Genomic DNA, 20,902 nt, shown 5'->3' on the forward strand with positions numbered 1-20,902 from the left:
GGCCCGCTCTCGGCGGGCTCTCACCCGGTCCTTACCCTCTGCCGCAACGCCCGCCGGCACTCGCCGGGTCTGGCGCAGCGCCCTGGGTAGTGCAGTCGAATGTGGACAAGGCGGCGTCGCGGACGTCGATTGCCTGGCGGCGCATGATGACAGGTCACCGCCACGGCACGACCCTTCGATCGTGGGCAATGTCACACGGCGTTGCATGGTGCAAATTGCAACTAGCGACAAGCGCGTCGCTGCATTTCGCCAAACGTGTCCGTTACAAGGAATATGAGACGTTTTGCGGGGGCGGAAAGCAGGATTCGACCCGAATGTCAACGTACAAACCGTGTGGCAAGACGGTGAGGGAATAGTCACGGCGACCGGCGACCCCTGGGGCGGCGCCCGCGTTTCCGTCGCAACGTCCGTCACTCCCGCCCCTGCTGAGCGTTGAGTCGAACGCGGAGGGGAGTACGTAGACCTTCTTCGGGTCACCGGTGTCCGAAGAAACTGAAAGGCCTGAAGGCCCCAACGAAACAAGCCCCGCCCGTCCCGGGAGGCAGCCAGCACCCCGAGACGGCACGGTCCGAGCAGTGGAGGCGCTGGCCACCGCGTTCGAGCTTGCAGCAGTAGTGCTGGAGGCCCGGGGAAACGGTGGCCCTGCTGACGCAGCCAGGGCCACCGCCCATCTGCTACGTCTGATCGCCGCACTCGCAAAGTTCAACGATCAGAGGTAGCCGCTCCCGGTGCGGGGCCGGCGCATGCCGGCCCCGCACCATTCTCAGCATCCAACGAGGACGCTTCAATAACGACGCGGCACTCTCACAAATATGCGCTGACGTGCGAAAACATCTGACTGTGAACCAGATGGCCGCCCGTCGATCGGGCATAGCGCGCAGTCACCTCCGGGCCACACCTGTCGGAGGCGGCACTGTGTCATGGGTCAGGACGGCGTTCGCGCGCGATGTGCACCCGGACCTCGCACCGGACCTGCGCCGCCGGCACGGGTGGATCGCCTCGCCCCCTTTCAGAGCCGGCGACGGTGTGGGCCTCGATGTAGGCATGCAGACTTCGGAGCGGGATGCGGATGCTGCCGTTCGGCCCGTCGCCCTTGATCGCCTCCAGTGCGCCGGCCCCGATGTAACGCCCGACGCTCCATCGGGAGACCCGGAGGACGTCCGCGACCTCCTGGACGGTCAGGAAGCGGTCTGTATCCAGCTCCGTCATCGAAGACCACCTTGCATCGAATCGCAGCGTATCCGTGCGTCACAAGATGCTAGTCGACGCACGAAGCCGACGCAAAGCGATGCAGGACGAACACGCAGCAAGGCCCCGTGGCCTGCACCATCGCGGCTGGGACTATGTCCGGATCATGCAGTCGTGCTACAACATGCACGTGACTCGGGGGCCCGAGACGGGCGTGGCGTACGACCTCTGGTGGCGCGTGCGCCACGAGCAGGGCGCACGCGGCTGGACGGACGAGGAGCTACGCGCCCGGACCGGCGTCGCCCGCACGACGGTCGACCGCCTCCGGGGTGGGAAGCGGCCACCCACCGCCCGCGTCGTCAATGCCCTCGCGGACGCCCTCGACATCGACCTGACCGAGGCGCACCGGCTCGCCGGTCGCGCGCCCGCCCCGCCGGCCGCCTCCATCGACGGGGAGGGCGCGCCCCGGGTGAGCGCCCGTGAGGCGATCCTGCGGGATCCGGCCTACACCGACCAACAGCGCAGGGCGATGCTGGAGCTGCTCGACATCTTCGAGCAGGCCAATCGCAGCCGCCGGCCCTGAGCACGGCCGGCCTGAGCACGGCCGGGCGGGCGGGGACGACGCCCGCCGCCCCGTCGGTCGCCTGGTGGGCGGGTGGGCGGCTCACGCCCCCGGCGCCGGGCCGGTCGATTGGCGCAGCACGAGGTGGTTGAGGCCGGACGGGTGTGCCAGGCTTTCCGGCTCCTCGCCTCTCAGGAGGGCGAGGAGCCGCAGCATCGCCTCCCGGCCCTGCCGTTCCCGGTCGACCCTGACGGTCGACAGCGCGGGCCGCATGTACCGGCCGATCTCCTCGTCGTCCCAGCCGACGACGCTGATCTGGCCGGGCACGTCGATGTGCAGGCTCTGTAGCCCCTGGATGACCCCGAACGCGACCCGGTCGTTGGCGGCCAGCACGGCGGTGGCTCCGCACCCGGCTATCACCGTAGTGGCCGCCTCCCAGCCGGACCGTACGGTCCAGTCGCCGTCGACGACCGCGCAGGAGGTGAGGCCGAGTTCCGCGACGGTCGCCTCGTAGACCTTGCGGCGGTTTCGCGCGGAGGCCCACAGGTCGGAGCCGGCCACGTGCACGAAGCGGCGGTGGCCGTCGGCGGCGAGTCGGCGCACGATCTCGGCCATCGGCGCGGCGTCCGCGAGCAGGCCCTGGGCCCGCATGTTGTCGTCGTACTCGCCCTCGACCAGCACCGGCACGGGAAAGGACGTGAGGTCGAGGCCCGCCATGCGGGTGGCGAGCGGGGCGAAGGCCAGGATGCCGTCGATGTTGTCGGGATGCAGCAGTGTGTGCATCCGGTCGGCCCTGGCGGAAGCGTCGCCTTCGAGCCCCACGACGTCCAGCAGGTAGCCGGACTCGTGGGCCGCGTCGGCGGCACCGTTCAGCAGCCGCGTGGGCACGAAGTCGGTGGGGCCGGGCAGCACGACGGCGACGCGGCCGGACCGCCGGGTCCGCATGGACCTCGCGGCGAGGTTCGGCCGGTAGTTGAGCTTCTCGATGGCCTGGGTGACCTTCTGCAACGTCTGGGGCTTGAGCCCTCCCTGGCCTCTGAGGAACCGCGACACCGTCTGGTGGGAGACGCCGGCGGCACGGGCCACCTCGTGGATCGTGGCAGCCTTCCCGGTGCGGCCGGCCGGCTCTGGATACCCGGTTGCCATGTCTCATCCCCCCTGGTCGGCAGCATTGATCGATGAGCGTTGACAGAAAAGTGATCGATCACTATCGTAGGCGAAAAGCATAGATGTACGTCTAATTACAGTGCGGGTCCGCGGCGGATCCGAACCAGCTGACCGGCGGCGACGGTTGCCGTCCGTTCGCAGGGTACTTCGCTCGGTGTTCGGGCGCGCCCCGGCCGGGTCCCGCCCGGTCCCCGCCGGGCGAGTTCCCGCCGCCCTCGTGCCATGCCCTGGCCCGGGCACCGTACGTGCCGCCACAGGCGGGGCCCTGGCCAGGTCCGCGCAGTTCACGTCGCAAGCGATGACCAACGGGACCGGCCCGCACGAGCGGGCCGGGCGTCCGCCAGCTCGTCGTGCGCTGACGCCCGATCGGTGACCGCCGCCGGTGTCGGCCTCCGCACCATCCTGACCAGGAGGATCGTCGATGACGAGATCCCGTCCGAACGCGCTCGCGACAGCCCTCGCCCTGCTCGTCGCGGTCGCCGCCGGGTGCGCCGCCCCGGACCGTACCCCGGTCGCGGCACCGCCGACGACGGTGCCGGACCTACCGACGAGGCCGGTCGCGTTACGCATCCTGGACGTGTCCGGCGTCCTCGCCCTGACCAAGCCGATCATCGAGAACTTCGCCAGGGAACACCCGCAGCTCGTGTCCTCGGTGCGGTACGAAAGCGGCACACCGACCGACGTCGTCGGGAAGCTCTACGCCCAGCAGCAGTCGGGCAACGTCACGGACGACCTGGTGCTCACCGGCACCGAGGGGCTGTCCCTGCTCGCCAAGCAGCAGACCGTCGTACCGCTGCTGCCGGGCTACGCCACCGCCCTGCCCGACCCCGCCGCCGTGATGACCCCGGCGGCACGGCAGTTGCAGACCGCCCTCGACGGCACCGGCATGATCATCTCGGGCCAGCCGGACGGCCCGGTGCTCGCGTACGACACCCGGACGGTCGCGCACCCGCCGAAGACCCCGCAGGAGCTGCTGGCCTGGGCGAAGGCCCACCCGGGGCGGTTCGGGTACGCCGCCGTGCCCACCGGCAGCGGGCCGGCGAACCAGTTCACCGACGCGCTGCCCCACATGCTCGGCGACAGCAACCCGGCCGACCCGGCGACCTGGACGAGGACCTGGGCGTACCTGGCGGAGCTGAACAGGTACACGGCGCCGTACGCCACCAAGACCGTCGACACCTTCGACGCGCTCGCCCGGGGCTCGCTCGACATCGTGCTGACCGAGACCGGCTTCGACGTCCAGATGAAGGCCAAGGGCGTGCTCGGCGACCAGTTCGCGCTGCAGGCGTTCGACGATCCCGTCACGATCGAGGTCGCCCAGTGGGCCGCCGTACCGAGGGGCGTCGCCCCGGACAGGCTGGCCGTCTGCCTGGCCCTGATCAAGTATCTGTTGCAACCCCGTCAGCAGGCGCTGACGATCCCGTTCCGCGCCGCCTTCCCGGTGCAGGGCGTGGAGCTGTCGATGGCCTCCGCCGACGCGCGGGCGCGGTACCAGCGGTTCGGCAGCCCGGACTTCAACGAGCGGCTCCTGGCGACCGCGCAGGTGCAGAACCCCGTGGTCGGCGACCACGTGCAGGTGAAGTACGACATCTGGAACCGGTCGATCGGCGCGAAGAGGTGACCGGCCGGGGAAGCGGCGGCGGCGCGCTGCGGATCCGCGCACTGCGCCGGGAGTTCGGCTCCTTCGCCGCGCTGGAGGGCCTCGACCTCGACGTGCCCGCCGGCGAGTTCGTGGCGCTGCTGGGCCCGTCCGGCTGCGGGAAGTCGACGGCGTTGAACCTGCTGGCCGGGCTCCTCGAACCGACGACCGGCACCGTCAGCCTGGACGGCCGGCGCATCGACCGGCTGCCGCCGGAGAAGCGCGGCATCGGGATGGTCTTCCAGAACTACGCGCTCTTCCCGCACCTGACCGTGGCCGACAACATCGCCTTCGGCCTGCGCATGCGCGGCTGCCCGAAGCCCGAACGGGCCGAGCGGGTGCGGCGGGCCCTCGACCTCGTACGGCTGCGGGCCCAGGCCGACCGGTATCCGCGCCAGCTCTCCGGTGGCCAGCAGCAGCGGGTGGCGATCGCCCGCGCCGTGGTGGTCGAACCGCGCCTGGTCCTGATGGACGAGCCCCTGTCCAACCTCGACGCGAGCCTGCGGCTGGACCTGCGTACGGAGATCCGGGCGCTGCACCAGCAGCTCGGCCTGACCACCATCTACGTGACCCACGACCAGGCCGAGGCGCTGTCGCTGGCCGACCGGCTGGTGGTGCTCCGCGACGGCGCGGTCCAACAGGTCGGCACGCCCGCCGAGGTGTACGAGCGGCCGGCCAACGCGTTCGTGGCCGGGTTCGTGGGCTACCGCAACAGCGTGCCGGGGGAACTGGCCGCCGGGGTGTTCGACGCGGGTCCCCTCGTGCTCCGGGTGGGCGGCACCGGGAGCACCCCGCCGGACGGTGGTCGCGTCGTGGCGATGATCCGGCCCGAGGACCTGCTGATCACCCGGGAACCCGCGACGGGCGCCGGCAACGAGGTGCCCGTCGACGTGCGGGTGTGCGAGTACCAGGGCCGGAGCTTCGCCGTCGAGGGGACCGGCCCCGGTGGGCGCGTCCTGCACGGCCGCTCGGACCAGCCGGTCCGGCCCGGCGAGCGGGCGGTGGCCGTCGTCGCGCCGGACCGGATCCGGGTCTTCGCCGCCCCCGAGGAGGGCGCGCGGGCCGGCGGGGCCGCCCTGCTGGCCGGTCGGGAGCCGTCGTGAGGGCGGCCGGGCCCGCCGGGGCCACCAGCGACCTCGACCACCCGGAGGCGTACCGGCTCACCTGGCGGGACCGGGCCCGCCAGCGGGGCCTCACGCCCACGCTGTGGCTGGTCGCGCCGGGCGTGGTGTTCATGATCGTGTTCTTCGTCTATCCGCTGTGCTACGGCGTCGGGCTGTCGCTGCAGGGCACGGGCGGCTGGTTCTCGGCCTACCGTGACTTCTTCGCCAACCGGCTGGTCAACGACCACGGCAGCCGCGAGTCGATCCTGATCACGCTGGAACTGGCGCTCGCCGCCTCGATCGTCAACGTCGCGCTGGCGGTGCCGGTCGCGTACCGGATGCGGGGAACGGTCCGGGCCAAGCGCACCATCATGGCGGTCGTCCTGGTGCCCATGACGCTGGGCACCGTCTTCGTCGCCTCGGCGATGAAGGAGTTCCTCGGCCCGTCCGGCTGGCTCAACCGGGCGTTGCTGTACACCGGCGTCGTCGACCAGCCCCTGCAACTGGTCGGGAACTTCACCGGGGTGCTGCTGTCGCTGGTGTTCACCGGGCTGCCCTTCGCGTTCCTGCTGATGGTCGGGTACACCTCCGGCATCGACCCCAGCCTGGAGCAGGCCGCCGCGGTCTGCGGCGCGCGTCCCGCCCAGCGGTTCTGGCTGGTGACGTTCCCGCTGCTGCTGCCCGGGATGACGATCACGTTCTGCCTGTCGTTCGTGCTGGCGTTCGGGGTGTTCCCCTCCGCCACCCTGGTGGGCAACGACGCCGGGCCGACCCGCGTGCTGTCGAAGATCGCCTACACCGAGTACAGCTACGGGCGCTACCCGACCGCGTCCGCCGCCGCCGTGGTCATGGCGGTCGTCCAACTGGCGGTCCTCGGCCTCGTGCTCTGGGGACGCGGCCTGCTCCACCGGGGGCCCACCACCGGGGGCAAGGGATGACCGGCGTCGCCGCCCCGCCCGCCGAGGAGACCGCCCCGACGCTCCCCGGGCCCGGCCGCCGGCCGCTCCGGCACACCCTCACCGGAGCGGTGACCTGGGGCGGGCTGTGGGTGTTCGTCGGGGGCCTGCTGCTGGCCGTGGCCACCGTCCTGCTCGCCTCGCTCACCACGCAGTTCACCGACGGCTGGCTGCCGCGCGGGTACACCACCCGTTGGTACGCCCAGTCGTGGGCCACCTTCGACCTCGGGCACCTGCTGGCGACCACGGTCGGGGTCGGGGTCGCCGTCGTCGCGGTCACGCTGGCGGTGGCGCTGCCGACCGCCTACGTGCTGGCCCGGCTGACCTTCCCGGGCCGCAGGCTGCTCCTGCTGCTGATCCTCGTGCCGCAGGTGGTGCCCGTCATGACGTACGCCGTGCCGCTGGCGACCCTGGTCTACCGGCTGAGACTCAACGACACCCTCGCGGGGATCGTGCTGGTCAACCTGGTCCCCGCCATTCCCTTCGCCGTGCTGGTGCTCGTTCCGTTCGTGGAGCAGATCGATCCCCGCATCGAGCAGGCGGCCCGGGTCTGCGGGGCGACGAACCGACGCGTCTTCGTCCACGTCCTCGGGCCGCTGCTGGTGCCCGGCCTGCTCGCGGCCGGGGTCCTGACGCTGGTGCGGGTCGTGGGCCAGTTCGAGCTGACGTTCCTCGTCTCGGGACCGGACAGCCAGACGCTGGTCGTCGCGCTGTACGGCGCGGCGGTCCAGGCCGGCGAACTCGCCTCGCAGGAGATCAACGCCATGGCGGTGGTCTACATGCTGACCACCCTCGTGCTGCTGCTCGCCGCCCTGCGGCTCGTCGATCCGACCGCGGTGGCCGCCCGGGACCGGCGGTCCCGCCGATGAACCCGTCCGCCGCACCCCAACCGCAGGACCGAACCGCCGTCGCACCGACCGCCGAAGGAGCAACCGCGTGACCCGTCGAGACGAACGCATCCGGGTGGCCGTCGTGGGCACCGGCGGAATCGCCACCAGCAGTCACCTGCCCGCCGTCCAGGCCCACGGGGACCGGGTCGAACTCGTCGCCGCCGTCGACGTTGACCCGTCCCGGGTCGCACGGTTCTGCGAGCTCGCCGGCATCACCGCCGGCTACACCGACCTCGACGAGATGCTCGCCGCGCGACAGCCGGACCTGGTGCACGTGTGCACGCCGCCGGCCGAACACGTCGGGCAGATCGAAGCGGTGCTGTCGGCCGGGAGCTGGGCCTGGGTGGAGAAGCCCCCGTGCCGCACGCTGGCCGAGTTCGACCGGATCACCGCCGCCGAACAGGCCAGCGGGGCGTACGCGTCGGTGGTGTTCCAGCACCGGTTCGGCTCCGCCGCGCGGCACACCGCCGCGCTGCTCGCCGCCGGTGAGCTGGGCCGTCCGCTGCTGGCGCAGTGCACGACCGCCTGGTACCGCCCGCCCGCCTACTTCGCCGTTCCCTGGCGCGGCAGCTGGGCGTCCGAGGGCGGCGGCCCGACCATGGGACACGGAATCCACCAGATGGACCTGCTGCTGACCCTGCTCGGGCCCTGGGAGGAGGTGACCGCGATCGCCGGGCGGCTCGACCGCGACGTCGAGACCGAGGACGTCTCGCTCGCCCTCGTCCGCTTCACCAACGGCGCGCTGGCCAGCATCACCAACAGCATCCTGTCGCCCCGCGAGGAGAGCTACCTGCGGATCGACCTGTCCGACGCGACCGTCGAACTCACCCACCTGTACGGCTACCGCAACAGCCACTGGACGTACACCGCCGCCCCGGGCGTGGCCGACGACCGCCAGCGGCGGTGGCGGCTGCCGGAGCCCGACCTGCCCAGTTCGCACACCGCCCAGTTCTCGCTGCTGCTGGCCGCGATGCGGGCCGGCGTGCGCCCGCCGGCCAGCGGGGCGAGCGGGCGTCGCACCCTCGAACTCGTCACCGCCCTGTACCAGTCGGCCTTGACCGGCCGGTCGGTGCGGCGGGCCGAACTCGTCCCGCAGAACCCGTTCTACCACGCGCTGCACGGCGACACGGCCGGCTGGGCGCCCGCGCGGAGCACCGCATGACCCCCGGCAGCCCGGCCCGCCTGCGGGTCCGGCACGACATCGGCACGGCCGTCACGGTCGGCGTGCGGGACCGGGACCTGGTGTCCTACGTGTACGGCGCGGAGCCGGACCCGTGGGAGTGCCCGGCACCCTTCTTCCACCCGGTACGCACCACCGCCGGCAACCTCGTCTCGGCGCACCGCCCGCACGACCACCGCTGGCACAAGGGCGTCGCGATGACGATCTCCCACCTGTCCGGGGACAACTTCTGGGGCGGCTACAGCTACGTGCGCGGCGAGGGCTACCAGCGGCTGGACAACGTCGGGTCGCTGCGGCACGACGCGTTCTCCCGGTTCGACGTCGGCGACGACCGGATCGACCTGACCGAGCGGGTGTGCTGGCGCAGCGCCGGGGGCCGGCACTGGATCTCCGAGCAGCGCGACATCGCGGTGCACGACGTCGACGGGCCGGCCGGCACGTGGGAGCTCACCGTCGCCACCGCGCTCACCAACGTCAGCGGGGGGCGGCTGGAGATCGGCAGTCCCACCGTCTTCGGCCGGGAGGCGGCCGGCTACAGCGGCTTCTTCTGGCGTGGGCCCCGGGATCTGACCGGCGGCACCATCCTCGCCGCCGGCGGCCTGGAAGGGCCCGGCGTGATGGGCCGCCGCGCGGCCTGGCTCGCGTACACGGGTCCGCACGACGTCGTCGACGCGGCCTCGACCGTGGTCGTGGTGCCCGACCCCGCCGCCGACGACAGCCCGCCCGTCTGGTTCGTCCGCAACGAGCCCTTCCCGGCGGTCAACCCGTCGCTGGCGTTCGCCGAGGAGGTGGCGCTGGCCGCCGGGGCGACCCTGCGGCGGCGTTACCGCCTCGTCGTCGCCGACGGCGCGTGGGACGCCGACCGCGTCGAGGAGTACCTGAAGGAGCACCCGTGGTGAACCTGCCCAACGGCGTCGGCGTCTCCGGGCTGGAGGTCTACCCCTGGGCGGCGTCGGACGGCTGCCACGGCGGCTCGCCGCACCTGCACACGGCGTGCACCGAGGCGTACGTCGTCGTCGGCGGGCGCGGCGAGCTGCACACCCTGACCCCCGCCGGTCCCGCCACGACCCCGCTGCTGCCCGGCACCGTCGCCTGGTTCACACCCGGGACCGTGCACCGGGCGGTCAACCTCGGCGGCCTCAGGGTGGTCGTCATCATGGAGAACTCCGGGCTGCCGGAGGCCGGGGACGCCGTACTCACCTTCCCGCCGGAGATCCTCGCGGACCCGGCGGCGTACGCCGAGGCCGCCAGCCTCGGGCCGGAGCCCGCCGACTCCCCGGCGGCCGAGCGCCGCGCCCGCCACCGGCGCGACCTCGCGGTGCGGGGCTACCTCGCGATCAGGCGCGACCTGGCCGCCGGTGACACCTCGTCGCTGCGGGAGCTGTACCGGGCGGCGGTGTCCCTGACCGCGCCCCGGACCGCGGCCTGGCACCGCATCCTCGACGCCGGTCCCGCCGCCTCCCTGCGGGAGGTCCGGCGTCGCCTGCGCTCCCTGGCCGACGGCTCGGGCGCGCACCTGGCCGAGGCGAACGTCCGCGTGCGGACGGCACCCGAGCCCGACCAGCGGCCGTTCGGCATGTGCGGCCGGCTCAGCCCCTACCGGGCGACCTGAACGCGGTCGCCGGCCAGCCGGCCCACCAGCACCACCACCACCGGTGCGGGCCACCGCCCGCACCACGCACCACCGCACCACGCACCACCCGCGCCGTGCACCGCCGCACGGTGCGCGTCCCGCCCGCGCGCCGGACGTCCGGCGCGCGCGGCTCCCGTCCCCGGATCTTCCCAGGAGGAGATCGATGACATCCGTCAGAACAGGACGAACGTTCACCGCCGTCGCCGCCGGCATCCTCGTGGCCGCCGGCATCGTCGCGGTCGAGGCCCCCGCGGCGCAGGCGGCGGCCACCAGCACGATCACGGTCGACTACGGCGCCGACCGGGGCGCGGCCACCCAGGTCGCCAGCGGCTTCCTGCACGGCATCTCGGCGGCCTCGCCCGCGCAGTATCTCGTGGACGGGGTGAAGGTCAGGTCGCAGCGCGGCGCCGACTACCACCCCAACCTGCCGAGCCTCTACGACCCCGCCACGTACCAGCGGGTCTCGGCGACCGGCGCGAACCTGCGGGTCGGCCTCTACTACTACACGGCGAACCCGAACAGCCCGTACCGCAACTACCGCCCGGGGGACAACGGCAACTTCAGCACGTGGACGACCATCGTCAACGGCGTCGTGTCGGAGGCGGAGCAGAAGGGCTACCGGGTCAACGCCTGGATCCCCTGGAACGAGCCGGAAGCGCAGTGGGGGAACCTCTACACCACCACGTACTTCCAGGCGCACAAGGTGGCCTACGACGCGGTGAAGGCCCGCAACTCGTCGTACCGGGTCGAGGCTCCGGAGCTGAGCGCCTACAACTTCACCAAGCTGCAGCAGTTCCTCATCTACTGCCGCGACAACCGCTGCCTGCCCGACGTCCTGTCCTGGCACGAACTGAACCCGACCACGACGGACGTGCCCGGCCACACGGCCCAGATCAGGAGCTGGATGCAGGCCAACGGCATCACCCCGATGCCGATCGCGATCACCGAGTACCAGGGCAGCAGCTACGGCAACGCGGACGCCTGGGCGGCGGGGCCGAACGTCCGCTGGCTGGCGCAGTTCGAACGCAGCGTCCCCAACGGTCTGGAGGACGCGTTGACCTCGGACTGGGACTACATCGGCAGCGACAACAACTTCATCGCCACGCTGGGCAACTCCGCCGACAAGGCGACCGGCACCCTGCCCAAGGGCGTCTGGTGGAACTACAACACCTACAAGACGATGACCGGCCGCATGGTGAACGTCACCTCGTCGTCCGCGACCACGGTCGACGCGCTCGGTTCGCTGGACACCGGCCAGCGCCGTGGCGTCCTGCTCATCGGCAACCAGACCGCCAGCGACCAGGGGGTGTCGCTGCGGCTGAACAACGCGTCGGCGCTGTCGCTGTCCAACGCCGTCCACGTCCGGGCGGAACGGATCAGCAACGCGTCGACCCTGTCCGCGCCGCAGGTCGTGCTCGACTCGGACGTGACGCTGTCCTCGGGCGGCGCCACCGTCGCGCTCGGCACGCTGCCCGGCAACGCCGTGTACAAGGTGCTGGTCACCCCGGCCACGGCGAGCGCACCGGTCACCAGGGTCGAGGCGGAGTCCCTGTCGACCACGGCCTCGCCCGGCCTGACCGGCCGGGTCTTCACCGAGGCCGGGGCCAGCGGCGGTGCGGCCACCGCCCTGGACGGGACCGCGAAGGGGCAGTACCTCCAGTTCACGCTCCCGGTGGCCGCCTCCGGCGTCTACGACCTGCGCGCGATCGGCAAGCGCAACGGCAACCGGGCGTTCCTGGCCCTCTACGTCGACGGCGCCATGGTCGGCCCGCCGCAGGACCAGTACGGGGGCGCGGCCTACTACCCGACCGACTTCGGCACGCTGTCGCTGTCCGCCGGCAACCACACCGTGCGGGCCGTGGTGGTCGGGAAGAACGCGGGTTCCACCGGCTACAGCATGGTCTTCGACCGGTTCGACCTGGTCAGGGTCGGCTAGGGCGCTGCCCCGGCACCGGATACGGGTGGCGGACGGCGGGTCGAGAGGGTGCTCCGGTCGACCCACCGTCCGATCCGGGGCCGGGGCGCATCCGCGGGCGGCGTCGCGGCCCGCCCGGGCGCGGACGGCATCGACGCCGCTGCGTGGGCGAACGATAGGCTGCGGGCGGCGTCCGAGCGGCCTGAGGAGAACGGGTGGTTGGCAACATGGTTCGCGCAGTGGTCGCGGCCTGCGGGCATCCGGCGTGAACGACGGGCTGCGTCCCGGCGACCCGGCCCGACTCGGTGGGTACGAGCTCCTCGGCCGGCTCGGCGACGGTGGCATGGGCAGCGTCTTCCTCGCCCGGTCGCCGCAGGGGCGGCGGGTGGCGGTCAAGGTCGTCCGTCCTGAGCTCGCGCACGACGACGTGTTCCGGGCCCGGTTCCGCAGCGAGGTGAACCGGGCCCGCCAGGTCCCGCCGTTCTGCACGGCCGAGGTCCTGGACGCCGACCCGGACCACGACCCGCCCTACCTGGTGGTGGAGTACGTCGAGGGTCCCAGCCTGGCCCAGCTGCTCCGGGAACACGGGCCGCTGGGCGCGGCGCAACTGCACAGCATCGCGGTCGGGGTGGCCACCGCGCTCACCGCGATCCACGGCGCCGGGGTGATCCACCGGGACCTGAAGCCGGCGAACGTCCTGGTCGCGCCGGGCGGGATCCGGGTCATCGACTTCGGCATCGCCCGCGCGTTCGAGGCGACCAGCCAGCACACCCGGACCAACCAGCTGGTCGGGACGGTGTCGTACATGGCTCCCGAGCGGCTGGACACCTCGTCCGGCAAGCCGGCCGGCCCGGCCGCCGACATCTTCGCCTGGGGCGCCCTGGTCGCCCATGCCGCGACCGGTCGCAACCCGTTCGGCGGTGACTCCGCCACCTCCATCGCGATGCGGATCCTCACCCAGCCTCCGGACCTGGCGGGCCTCGGCGGGCCGCTGCGGGAGCTGGTCTCCCGGGCGCTGGCGAAGGACCCCGCCGCCCGGCCCACCGCCCGGGAACTGCTCGACGCGCTGCTGACCGCAGCGGATCAGGGGGCGTTGCCGTCGGGGTCGGGCACGGCCGGGCGCACGGGCTCGAAACGGCGTGGTTGGCTCACCGGGCTGGGCGTGACCGCCGCGGCGATCGCGGTGCTGGTGCCCGCCGTCCTGTTCGGCCCGCGGCTGCTGGGCCCGGCCGACCCGGACCCCACCGGGTCGACCGCGGTCGGCGGGCCGGCGACGACCGGGCCGGCCTCCACCACGCCGACACCCGCGTCGGGTACGCCGACCGGGTCGCCGTCGTCCGCCGGGGCCGACCGCACCCGGGCCATGCTGGCCGGCCAGCGGCGCGTCCTGCTGCACGTCGTGGAGATCGACCGTGACCTCTCGCTGCCGTACGACGGCAAGGTCCACGTCGGCGACGGCACCGGCAAGGACGCCGTCTTCGTGCTCGAACCCGTCGGCGTCGACTACATGATCAGGTCGCTGAACCCGGAGATCGCGCACCAGCCGTGCCTCGGCGTCAAGATCGATTCCGCAGGGTACGCGTCGCTGGTGGGAGCCGAGTGCTACCCGACCGACGCCACCCTGTTCGGGATCACCCGCGAGGGCAAGGACGACAAGGGGCGCACCTCCTACTCCATCATCAACGAGAAGTACGGGGTGGTGCAGTGGAGCCCCAGCCAGAAGAAGATCTACGTGGAGGTCCTCGGCGACGCCCCGATCGGCACGACGTTCAGCCTGGTCGACCGAGGCGCGGCCTGACCAGGGGACGCGGCCGGCTCAGCCCGCGATCGTAGGGCCGAAGAGGGGATCCGCCGGGCCGGCGGTGACCGGCTCGGCGTGGTGCTCCGGCGGCGGGAGCTGCCTCGCCGGCTGGCGGGAGTGCAGGCGCACGCCCGCCTCCCCGCGCCGTGCGGCAACGGTGAGGGTGGCCATCCGCACCGGCTCCGGCGGTGCGGTGAAGCCCCGGGAGCCCCACCGCACCCAGATCGGCACCCGCCCGGCGGCGGCCTCGGCGAGCAGCTTCTCGACCGTACGACGCCGGTCGGTGTGGTCGACCTCGATCACCACCGGCGGCGCGGCCGGCCGGGCGCAGGCGACGTCCACGACCGACTGCTGCCCGGACATCGGGGGCGGCAGCGGCACGACGCTCGCCGCCCGCCGGTAGACCCGCCACCCCTGTGCCGCACCCCAGTCGGCGATCGTGTCGACGAGCAGCTCGGTGACCCGCTCGGTGGTGAGGTCGACGAAGGTGAGGGCGGCGAGCCGGTCGGACAGGTCCCCGGCCAGGCGCGCTCCGTCGTCTGGGTCGCTCATCGGGCCCGGCCCACCGCTGCACCGTCGTGGTCCGCGGCGGCGGGTCGCCCGGTCACGGCTCGTCCGTCATCGGCATCCCCGCACGATAGCCACCGCCGCCACACCTACGCCATTGATCGACGGACGACTATCATCAGCGCATCCAGCCCGCTCGATCGAGAGGTGCCTCAGTGAAGAAGCTCGTGCGGAACGCCGTGGTGGCCACCCTGCTGACGGTCGCCGGCACCACGGCGGTCGTGGCCAGCCCGGCCCACGCCATCCCGTACCCGAAGGACAACGAGAGCATCACCATCGTCTACTACTCCGACGCCAGCAGGACCGTGGAAGTCGGAATGCTCGTCTACGGAAACTGCCTCGACGACTTCGAGTACGGCATCCGCACCGCCTACTCGACCATCAACCGCACCACCTGCCCCAGGAACCTGTAGGGGCTCGGGTGGGGCCCGACGACGAGCCGGGCCCCACCCGACGGCAGCCCTCCGGCCCGGCCGGGCGGCTCAGCGGCGGACGCCCACCCCGCCGAAGCCGTGCGACACCCCCGCTCGCGGCTCGCCGTCCGGACGCCAGTCGGCAAGCCAGGACAGGCCCGGCTCCACCAGCTCGTACCCGTCGAAGAAGCGCAGGATGTCGGCGCGGGTGCGGGGCACCAGCGGGGCGCTGCTCTGCTGGTAGACGGCGCGACCCTGCTGGGCGGGCAGCGGTGGGGCGCCGTCGAGGGTCAGGTGGGACAGCAGCAGCTGGCTGCCGGGGGCGGTGGCGTCGCGCAGCCGGGCGACGGCCGCGTAGGGATCCTCCGCGTCGGGCACGAAGTGCAGCACCGCCACCAGGAGCACGGCCACCGGCCGGGTGAGGTCGATCGACGCCGTCACGTCGGGGTGGGCGAGCAACTCGTCGGGCCGACGCAGGTCACCCTCGACGACGACCGTGCGGGCCGCGTCGCCGAGCAACCGCCGGGCGTACGCGACGGCGACCTCGTCGTAGTCGACGTAGACGACCTTGGAGTCGGGGGCCACCGCCTGCACCACCTCGTGCACGTTGCCCTGGGTGGGCAGCCCCGCGCCGATGTCGAGGAACTGCCGTACCCCCCGCTCGGCGGCGTACCGCACGGCGCGGCGCAGGAACGCGCGGTTGGTCTGGGCGGCGACACCGGTGTCGGGGAAGATCTCCAGGACCTGACGGGCGGCGGCCCGGTCGACGGCGAAGTTGTGGCAGCCGCCGAGGTAGTAGTCGTACATCCGGGCGACGTTCGGCCTGCTCTCGACGCCCCCGGCGGACGAGGTCGCGGGCTGCGGGGTCGTCGGCCCGGAGGTCGGTGCGGTCGGTGCCGGCTCGCTGGTCACGGTGTCCTCCACGGGGGTCCGCGCCCGCCGCGCGGCAGCCCGCCGCGAACGCGCCCTGAATGTCTAGCACCCCGCGTGGCTGCCCGCAGGCCCGTCGTGTCGTTGATCCGGTTGTGTCCGTCGGCCACCCGGGCGACGGTGGGCTGCGGGTGCCGGCCAGGCCGGCGCCGCGAGGTCGAGGAGGTCGCCATGACCCGCCAGCGGGAGACCGTCGAGGTCGATCCGGTCCTGTTCCGCGCCGTGTACGACTCACCGGCCTCGCTGCCCGGCCGACACCGCTGGGTCACCCCCGAGCACGACGTACGCCGGATCGAGAAGCTGCTCGGCATGCCGGCGCGCAGCATCGGCGCGCCGCTGTGGGTCAGCGGCGACGAGCCGGACTGCCCGAAGTGCGGTCGGCGGATGACCTGGCTGGACATCGTCTCGTCGGCCCTGCACGGGGTGCACGACCCCGCGATGATCGCCCGGGTGATCCTCGGCGACCGTCGGTACGTCAACACCGAGGTCCCGGACGCGATCCCCGGCGTGCACTGCGTCGACTGCCGGACCCCGATCGACGGGCTGCGCAGTTTCAAGTGCCACAACTGGGCGTACGCCTTCGAGGCGCTCCAGGACGTCGTCGAGCGGATGTCCGGCGTGGTGCAGCACCCCGTCCCCGGCCCGGCCGCACCCCCGGCGTGAGCCGCCTCGCCCCGTGGCCCGGTCGGTTCACCGACCCGGGGTCGGGTGAACAGCAGGTGAACTTTTGGTAGGGTGAATCATGATCAACGCTGGTTTGTCATCGATTCCGCCCTTCAGCGATGGTCTGTACCACGGCGTCGTCAGCTTCGCCGACGGCACGCCCGAGCCGGTCCAGTGGTTCGCCGCGCACTTCACCGAGTGGTCGATCGTCCTGCTCGGCCTGCTCCTCGTGGCCGCCGCCCTGCCCAAGCTGGGTGCCGGGCCGCGCAACCTGGCCCTCGCCGTGGCCGCCCCGGCCACCGTGGTCCTCGCGTACGGCGGCAGCGAGCTGCTCAAGACCGTCGTGGACCAGGACCGCCCCTGCCGCGTACCGACCGACCTGTTGATCATCGCCGAGCGGTGCCCGCCCGTGGGGGACTGGTCCTTCCCGAGCAACCACTCCACGATCGCCGGGGCGCTGGCGACGGCGATCGTCCTGCTCTCCCCCCGGCTCGCCTGGTACGCGGTTCCGCTGGCCGTGCTCGCCGCGTTCTCCCGCGTCTTCGTCGGGGTGCACTACCCGCACGACGTGCTCGCCGGCCTGCTGCTCGGCGCGCTGGTCACCGGCGTCGGCGCCCCGCTGCTGGCGCGGCCGGCGGCCGAACTGCTGCGCCGGCTGTCCCGCCCGGTGAAGGGAGGGCCCGCGCGTAGCGCGGGCGCGTAGCGGGAGGCGGCTCGGTCAGCGGGCCAGCAGCAGGGCGGCGACCGCGCCGAGGGCGAGGAACGGGCCGAACGGCAGGTGGCTGGACCAGCGGACCCGGCGGGCCAGCAGCAGCACCAGGCTGGTCAGCGCGGACAGGGTGAACGTCACCAGCAGGCCGAGGACGAGGACGGGCCAGCCGTACCAGCCGAGCAGCGCGCCCACCCCGAGCGCCAGCTTGGCGTCGCCGAGGCCGAAGCCACGCCGCCCGAGCAGCAGGGTGGTGGCGGCGAAGGCCAGCGCCAGCCCGGCCCCGGCGAGCGCGGCGCGCAGCCAGGGGGCGCTCCCCGCCGAGGTCGCGGCGGCCACGCCGTAGAGGGCCAGGACTCCGGCGGCGGCCGGCCAGGTGAGCCGGTCGGGCAGCCGGTGCACGGCCGCGTCGACCAGCACCAGGGGCACCGCGCAGCAGAGCCACCAGGCGAGGGCCGCCCGTTCGGCCGGCGCGGCGGGCACCGCCACGAGCACCGCCAGCGCCGCGAGGGCGGCCAGCTCGACCGCGCCGGCCGGTGCGCCGACCCGGGCCCGGCAGCCGCCGCACCGCGCCGTCGGGCCCAGCGCGGGCCAGGGCCGGTCGAGGCCGAGCGGCGTGCCGCAGCGCGGGCAGGCGACCCGGTCCGGCTCCCCCGGCGGTACGGCGTACCGGGCGACCGCGAGGCGGAGCAGCGGCGTGCCGACCAGCAGGGCCGTCAGGCGTACGCGAGAAGGCCGGCCCGGCGCGGGCGACACGAGGGTCGGGGCGGACGGTCGGCGGAGCCGTTCCCCGGTCACGACCGACTCCCACACCTGGACGCCCCCGGGCGGGGCGACACGGTGAGTAGTTCTCGGTTGGCCGACGTGTAGCGGATGGTGCGGAATCCGGCGGCCACGCGTCCCGCCGGGCCGCCGGTCAGGTGGGACGCCCGCCCGGCGGCGATCCCCCGCCGGCCGGGGGGCAATTCGGGCCTACCCGCCTGGAGCGGGCCCGCATTCGAGCCGAACGGACCAACCGCCGTAGACACCCCGACACCGTGACGGCGGTCACCGCACAGCAGCGGAGCGCGACCCGGGGCATCGACGCCCGCCATCCGTGATCACCGCCATCCATCACCCAGAGTATTCGAACAGATTGCCTCTGTTGCATCGCCTAGCGTCAGCTTATGCTCGCCCCTTGAGTACGACGCAACCCCAGCATGAGGCGTCGGAGGCCACAGAAGACATCGGTGCACGGCTCTTGGAAGATCAGCACAGGTAAATGCGGCGGTGAACCGAGGGGCCCGGATGAGTTGATCCGGCCGCGCTGCCGCACGCCCGGAGACGGTCGCTGCACCGCCCGCCCCGGGTCGCCAGCGAGGAGGCACGGCGTTGCGAACACGGCGCCCCGGCCGATGGATGATCTTACTGGTCACGGCCCTGACCGCCACGCCGGTGGCTGCCTGCGGCGCGAAGCCGGAAGCCGCCGCTCGGCCCCATGCGACGGCAGGGCCGAGCGCCACCGCGACCCATTCCGCGGCGGAGGAACGGGCGGCCCGGGAGGCGGCGCTCGCCGCCTATTCCGGATATCTCGCGGCATCACGGGCGGCGAGCCGACGCAGCGATCCGCGCCACCCGGAACTGGCCAAATTCCTGGCCGACCCGTTGTTGACCAGGGTTCGACTGGCAATTCGCGAAGCTAAGGAGCACGGTGCCGTGCGTACCGGAACTTTCGTTTCCGATCCCACCGTCACCTCGGTGAGCCTGGACTCCGTCCCCGCCACCGTGGAGATCCAGGACTGCCTGGACACCACCGGCTACCGGCTGGTCGACGCCAAGACCAAACGGGTGGTGCCCGGCTCGGGCGGCGGCCGGCACCTGGCCACCGCCACGGCCACCCGGTACCACGGCCGCTGGTTGATCAACTACGGCGCCGGCCACGAGGACCAGCCGTGCTGACCCCGTGGGGCCGCCGCGCGGCCCACACCGCCGACGGCAGGGTACGGCTGCCCGCCACCCATCCCGGGCGGCTGCTGGCCGCGACCCGCCCCGCACGGCTGCTGGCCGCGATCGGCCTGGTCCTCGCGCTCGCCGTCGTGGCGGCACCGCCGACCGTCACCGTCGCGGCGGCCCGCGAGGGCGGCATCGAGTGCCCCATCGGCCAGAACGACTGCGACGTCTGGGACGACGACCCGGGCAACCCCGGCAACCCCGGCGGCGGGAACCCCGGCGACGGCGACGGATCGAGCGGCGGCAGCGGCACGTGCCAGTATCTAGGCGAGGTCCTCCCCTGCTACGACGACCTCCTCGGCTGGTTCAACAACGGCGACGGCTGCTACTACAAGCTGGAGGAGCCGCAGCGGGAGGGCACTCCCGAGGGCAAGCAGTGGTACGTGGCCACCTGCAACGGCGGAGACCTCGGTGCCCAGCACCCGGTCCTGCTGGACGCGCCGCCGCCCGGCTACGGCACCCCGCCCGACCCGGAGGAACTGGCCCGCCGGGCGCTCGCCTCGATCTCGCTGCTGCCGCCCCGGGCGACCGTCGCGCCCCGCAAGCGCATCGGCTCCGGGCTGGTCGGCCTCCCGGTATGGATGTGGGCGAGCCCCGGCGAGAGCTACTTCGGCACGCTGCGCGCTTCGGCGTCCGACCGGGGCCTGACGGTGAGCATCACCGCGAAGGTCGACAAGATCGTGTGGGACATGGACAACGGCGACAAGGTCACCTGCGACGGCCCCGGCACCCCGTACGACCCGCAGGGCCCGGGTGCCGGCGGCCCCTCGCCGGACTGCGGCTACGCCGGCTACGCGAAGGCCGACACGTACGAGGTCTTCGCCACGACCCACTGGAACGTCCACTGGACCGGTGGCAACCAGAGCGGTGACATCCCGCAGACCCGCACCAGCGGCATCATCCAGGTCCAGATCGACGAACTTCAGGTGGTGACGCGGTGAGTCTCGCTACGCGCAACGGGACCGGGCAGCCGGTGGACGCTCCCGTCGCACCACCTCGGGTCGTCCGGCAGCGGCGGGTCCGGCCCGGCCTGCTCGGCCTCGCCGTGCTGCTGATCGCCCTCGGCGGCCTCGGCGCGGCGTTCGCGGTCACCTCCGTGCGGGCCACCGGCAGCTACCTGGCGGTCGCCCGCCCCGTCGAGGTGGGCCGGACGCTCGGCGCGGACGACCTGGTCACCGTGCAGGTGGCCGGCGGCCAGGGGCTGCGGCCGGTGCCGGCCGCCCAACTCGACGACGTGGTCGGCATGCGGGCGGCCGTCGCCCTCACCCCGGGCACCCTGCTGACCCTCGGCCAGCTCACCGACGACCCGCTGCTCGGCCCCGGCCAGCAGCAGCTCGCGCTCGACCTCGCCCCGGGCCGGGTGCCGGCGAAGCGGCTGCACCCCGGCGACCGGGTGCTGCTGGTCAGCACCCCGGACCGCAGCTCCGGCGGGCAGTCCGCCTCCAGCACCCGGTTCGAGGCGACCGTCATCGACACGGCCACCCCGAGCACCAGCAGCGTGGTGGTCTACGTCGCGCTCACCGCCCGGGACGTGCCCGCCGTGGTGGCGCTCGCCGCCCAGAGCCGGATCGCGGTCGTGCTGACCCGGGCGGCCTGA

The 20,902-nt window shown here is 73.1% G+C and carries 21 protein-coding genes; 16 read left to right on the top strand and 5 right to left on the bottom strand.

Annotation, left to right across the window (positions count from 1 at the left end; translation table 11 throughout):
- Nucleotides 1–918 precede the first annotated feature (918 nt).
- Nucleotides 919–1,209, bottom strand: coding sequence for a helix-turn-helix domain-containing protein (locus ACVMYR_RS03030; RefSeq protein WP_457121065.1), 291 nt, complete (start codon nucleotides 1,207–1,209; stop codon nucleotides 919–921).
- A gap of 169 nt (nucleotides 1,210–1,378) precedes the next feature.
- Here ACVMYR_RS03030 and ACVMYR_RS03035 point away from each other — a divergent pair, with 169 nt between their 5' ends.
- A complete protein-coding gene (locus ACVMYR_RS03035; protein WP_158229363.1) occupies nucleotides 1,379–1,771 on the top strand; it encodes a helix-turn-helix domain-containing protein in 393 nt (130 codons plus the stop codon).
- A gap of 81 nt (nucleotides 1,772–1,852) precedes the next feature.
- On the opposite strand, the gene ACVMYR_RS03040 is transcribed toward ACVMYR_RS03035, so the two are convergent.
- Entirely contained in the window at nucleotides 1,853–2,896 is a 1,044-nt protein-coding gene (locus ACVMYR_RS03040) for a LacI family DNA-binding transcriptional regulator (protein ID WP_457121066.1), read from the bottom strand.
- A gap of 442 nt (nucleotides 2,897–3,338) precedes the next feature.
- Here ACVMYR_RS03040 and ACVMYR_RS03045 point away from each other — a divergent pair, with 442 nt between their 5' ends.
- The 9 genes from ACVMYR_RS03045 to ACVMYR_RS03085 all read left to right on the top strand — a co-directional run bounded on the left by ACVMYR_RS03045 (nucleotide 3,339) and on the right by ACVMYR_RS03085 (nucleotide 14,031).
- A complete protein-coding gene (locus ACVMYR_RS03045; protein WP_431895388.1) occupies nucleotides 3,339–4,538 on the top strand; it encodes an extracellular solute-binding protein in 1,200 nt (399 codons plus the stop codon).
- A complete protein-coding gene (locus ACVMYR_RS03050) occupies nucleotides 4,535–5,659 on the top strand; it encodes an ABC transporter ATP-binding protein (protein WP_077935558.1) in 1,125 nt (374 codons plus the stop codon). Before ACVMYR_RS03045 ends, ACVMYR_RS03050 begins: the two co-directional genes overlap by 4 nt.
- Nucleotides 5,656–6,597, top strand: coding sequence for an ABC transporter permease (locus ACVMYR_RS03055; protein ID WP_457121067.1), 942 nt, complete (start codon nucleotides 5,656–5,658; stop codon nucleotides 6,595–6,597). The genes ACVMYR_RS03050 and ACVMYR_RS03055 overlap by 4 nt, the downstream gene beginning before the upstream one ends.
- Entirely contained in the window at nucleotides 6,594–7,484 is an 891-nt protein-coding gene (locus ACVMYR_RS03060; RefSeq protein ID WP_077935557.1) for an ABC transporter permease, read from the top strand. The genes ACVMYR_RS03055 and ACVMYR_RS03060 overlap by 4 nt, the downstream gene beginning before the upstream one ends.
- A 67-nt stretch (nucleotides 7,485–7,551) precedes the next feature.
- The gene (locus ACVMYR_RS03065) at nucleotides 7,552–8,667 is read left to right on the top strand and encodes a Gfo/Idh/MocA family protein (RefSeq protein ID WP_457121068.1); all 1,116 of its coding nucleotides are present in this window, start codon (nucleotides 7,552–7,554) and stop codon (nucleotides 8,665–8,667) included.
- Nucleotides 8,664–9,584, top strand: coding sequence for a DUF6807 domain-containing protein (locus ACVMYR_RS03070; protein WP_457121069.1), 921 nt, complete (start codon nucleotides 8,664–8,666; stop codon nucleotides 9,582–9,584). The genes ACVMYR_RS03065 and ACVMYR_RS03070 overlap by 4 nt, the downstream gene beginning before the upstream one ends.
- Nucleotides 9,578–10,297 carry a cupin domain-containing protein gene (locus ACVMYR_RS03075; RefSeq protein ID WP_091282400.1) on the top strand — a complete coding sequence of 240 codons (720 nt, stop codon included), beginning with the start codon at nucleotides 9,578–9,580 and terminating at the stop codon, nucleotides 10,295–10,297. Before ACVMYR_RS03070 ends, ACVMYR_RS03075 begins: the two co-directional genes overlap by 7 nt.
- A 184-nt stretch (nucleotides 10,298–10,481) precedes the next feature.
- On the top strand, nucleotides 10,482–12,254 hold the full coding sequence (locus tag ACVMYR_RS03080; RefSeq protein WP_144082513.1) for a hypothetical protein: 1,773 nt from the start codon (nucleotides 10,482–10,484) through the stop codon (nucleotides 12,252–12,254).
- Nucleotides 12,255–12,498: 244 nt separating this feature from the next.
- Nucleotides 12,499–14,031, top strand: a complete 1,533-nt coding sequence (locus ACVMYR_RS03085; protein ID WP_457121070.1) for a serine/threonine protein kinase — start codon at nucleotides 12,499–12,501, stop codon at nucleotides 14,029–14,031.
- Nucleotides 14,032–14,049: 18 nt separating this feature from the next.
- On the opposite strand, the gene ACVMYR_RS03090 is transcribed toward ACVMYR_RS03085, so the two are convergent.
- Nucleotides 14,050–14,586 (bottom strand): hypothetical protein, encoded by a 537-nt coding sequence (locus tag ACVMYR_RS03090; protein WP_431895385.1) that lies wholly within the window; start codon nucleotides 14,584–14,586, stop codon nucleotides 14,050–14,052.
- A gap of 170 nt (nucleotides 14,587–14,756) precedes the next feature.
- Here ACVMYR_RS03090 and ACVMYR_RS03095 point away from each other — a divergent pair, with 170 nt between their 5' ends.
- Nucleotides 14,757–15,014, top strand: coding sequence for a hypothetical protein (locus ACVMYR_RS03095; RefSeq protein ID WP_077935551.1), 258 nt, complete (start codon nucleotides 14,757–14,759; stop codon nucleotides 15,012–15,014).
- 69 nt (nucleotides 15,015–15,083) lie between these two features.
- Here the strand turns inward: ACVMYR_RS03095 and ACVMYR_RS03100 are convergent, their stop codons facing one another.
- Entirely contained in the window at nucleotides 15,084–15,926 is an 843-nt protein-coding gene (locus tag ACVMYR_RS03100) for an SAM-dependent methyltransferase (protein WP_228986629.1), read from the bottom strand.
- Nucleotides 15,927–16,115: 189 nt separating this feature from the next.
- Here ACVMYR_RS03100 and ACVMYR_RS03105 point away from each other — a divergent pair, with 189 nt between their 5' ends.
- Both ACVMYR_RS03105 and ACVMYR_RS03110 read left to right on the top strand, forming a co-directional pair.
- A complete protein-coding gene (locus ACVMYR_RS03105; RefSeq protein WP_091282413.1) occupies nucleotides 16,116–16,607 on the top strand; it encodes a hypothetical protein in 492 nt (163 codons plus the stop codon).
- A gap of 79 nt (nucleotides 16,608–16,686) precedes the next feature.
- Entirely contained in the window at nucleotides 16,687–17,310 is a 624-nt protein-coding gene (locus ACVMYR_RS03110) for a phosphatase PAP2 family protein (protein ID WP_091282417.1), read from the top strand.
- 15 nt (nucleotides 17,311–17,325) lie between these two features.
- Here the strand turns inward: ACVMYR_RS03110 and ACVMYR_RS03115 are convergent, their stop codons facing one another.
- Entirely contained in the window at nucleotides 17,326–18,072 is a 747-nt protein-coding gene (locus ACVMYR_RS03115; protein ID WP_457121288.1) for a prepilin peptidase, read from the bottom strand.
- A 642-nt stretch (nucleotides 18,073–18,714) separates the two neighbouring features.
- Here ACVMYR_RS03115 and ACVMYR_RS03120 point away from each other — a divergent pair.
- Genes ACVMYR_RS03120 through ACVMYR_RS03130 form a run of 3 tightly spaced genes read left to right on the top strand, consistent with a single transcriptional unit; the run spans nucleotide 18,715 to nucleotide 20,902 of the window.
- The gene (locus tag ACVMYR_RS03120) at nucleotides 18,715–19,254 is read left to right on the top strand and encodes a hypothetical protein (RefSeq protein WP_228986630.1); all 540 of its coding nucleotides are present in this window, start codon (nucleotides 18,715–18,717) and stop codon (nucleotides 19,252–19,254) included.
- On the top strand, nucleotides 19,251–20,246 hold the full coding sequence (locus ACVMYR_RS03125) for a hypothetical protein (protein ID WP_457121289.1): 996 nt from the start codon (nucleotides 19,251–19,253) through the stop codon (nucleotides 20,244–20,246). Before ACVMYR_RS03120 ends, ACVMYR_RS03125 begins: the two co-directional genes overlap by 4 nt.
- Nucleotides 20,243–20,902 (top strand): SAF domain-containing protein, encoded by a 660-nt coding sequence (locus tag ACVMYR_RS03130; RefSeq protein ID WP_457121071.1) that lies wholly within the window; start codon nucleotides 20,243–20,245, stop codon nucleotides 20,900–20,902. Before ACVMYR_RS03125 ends, ACVMYR_RS03130 begins: the two co-directional genes overlap by 4 nt.

The organism is Micromonospora sp. PTRAS2 (genome assembly GCF_054052245.1).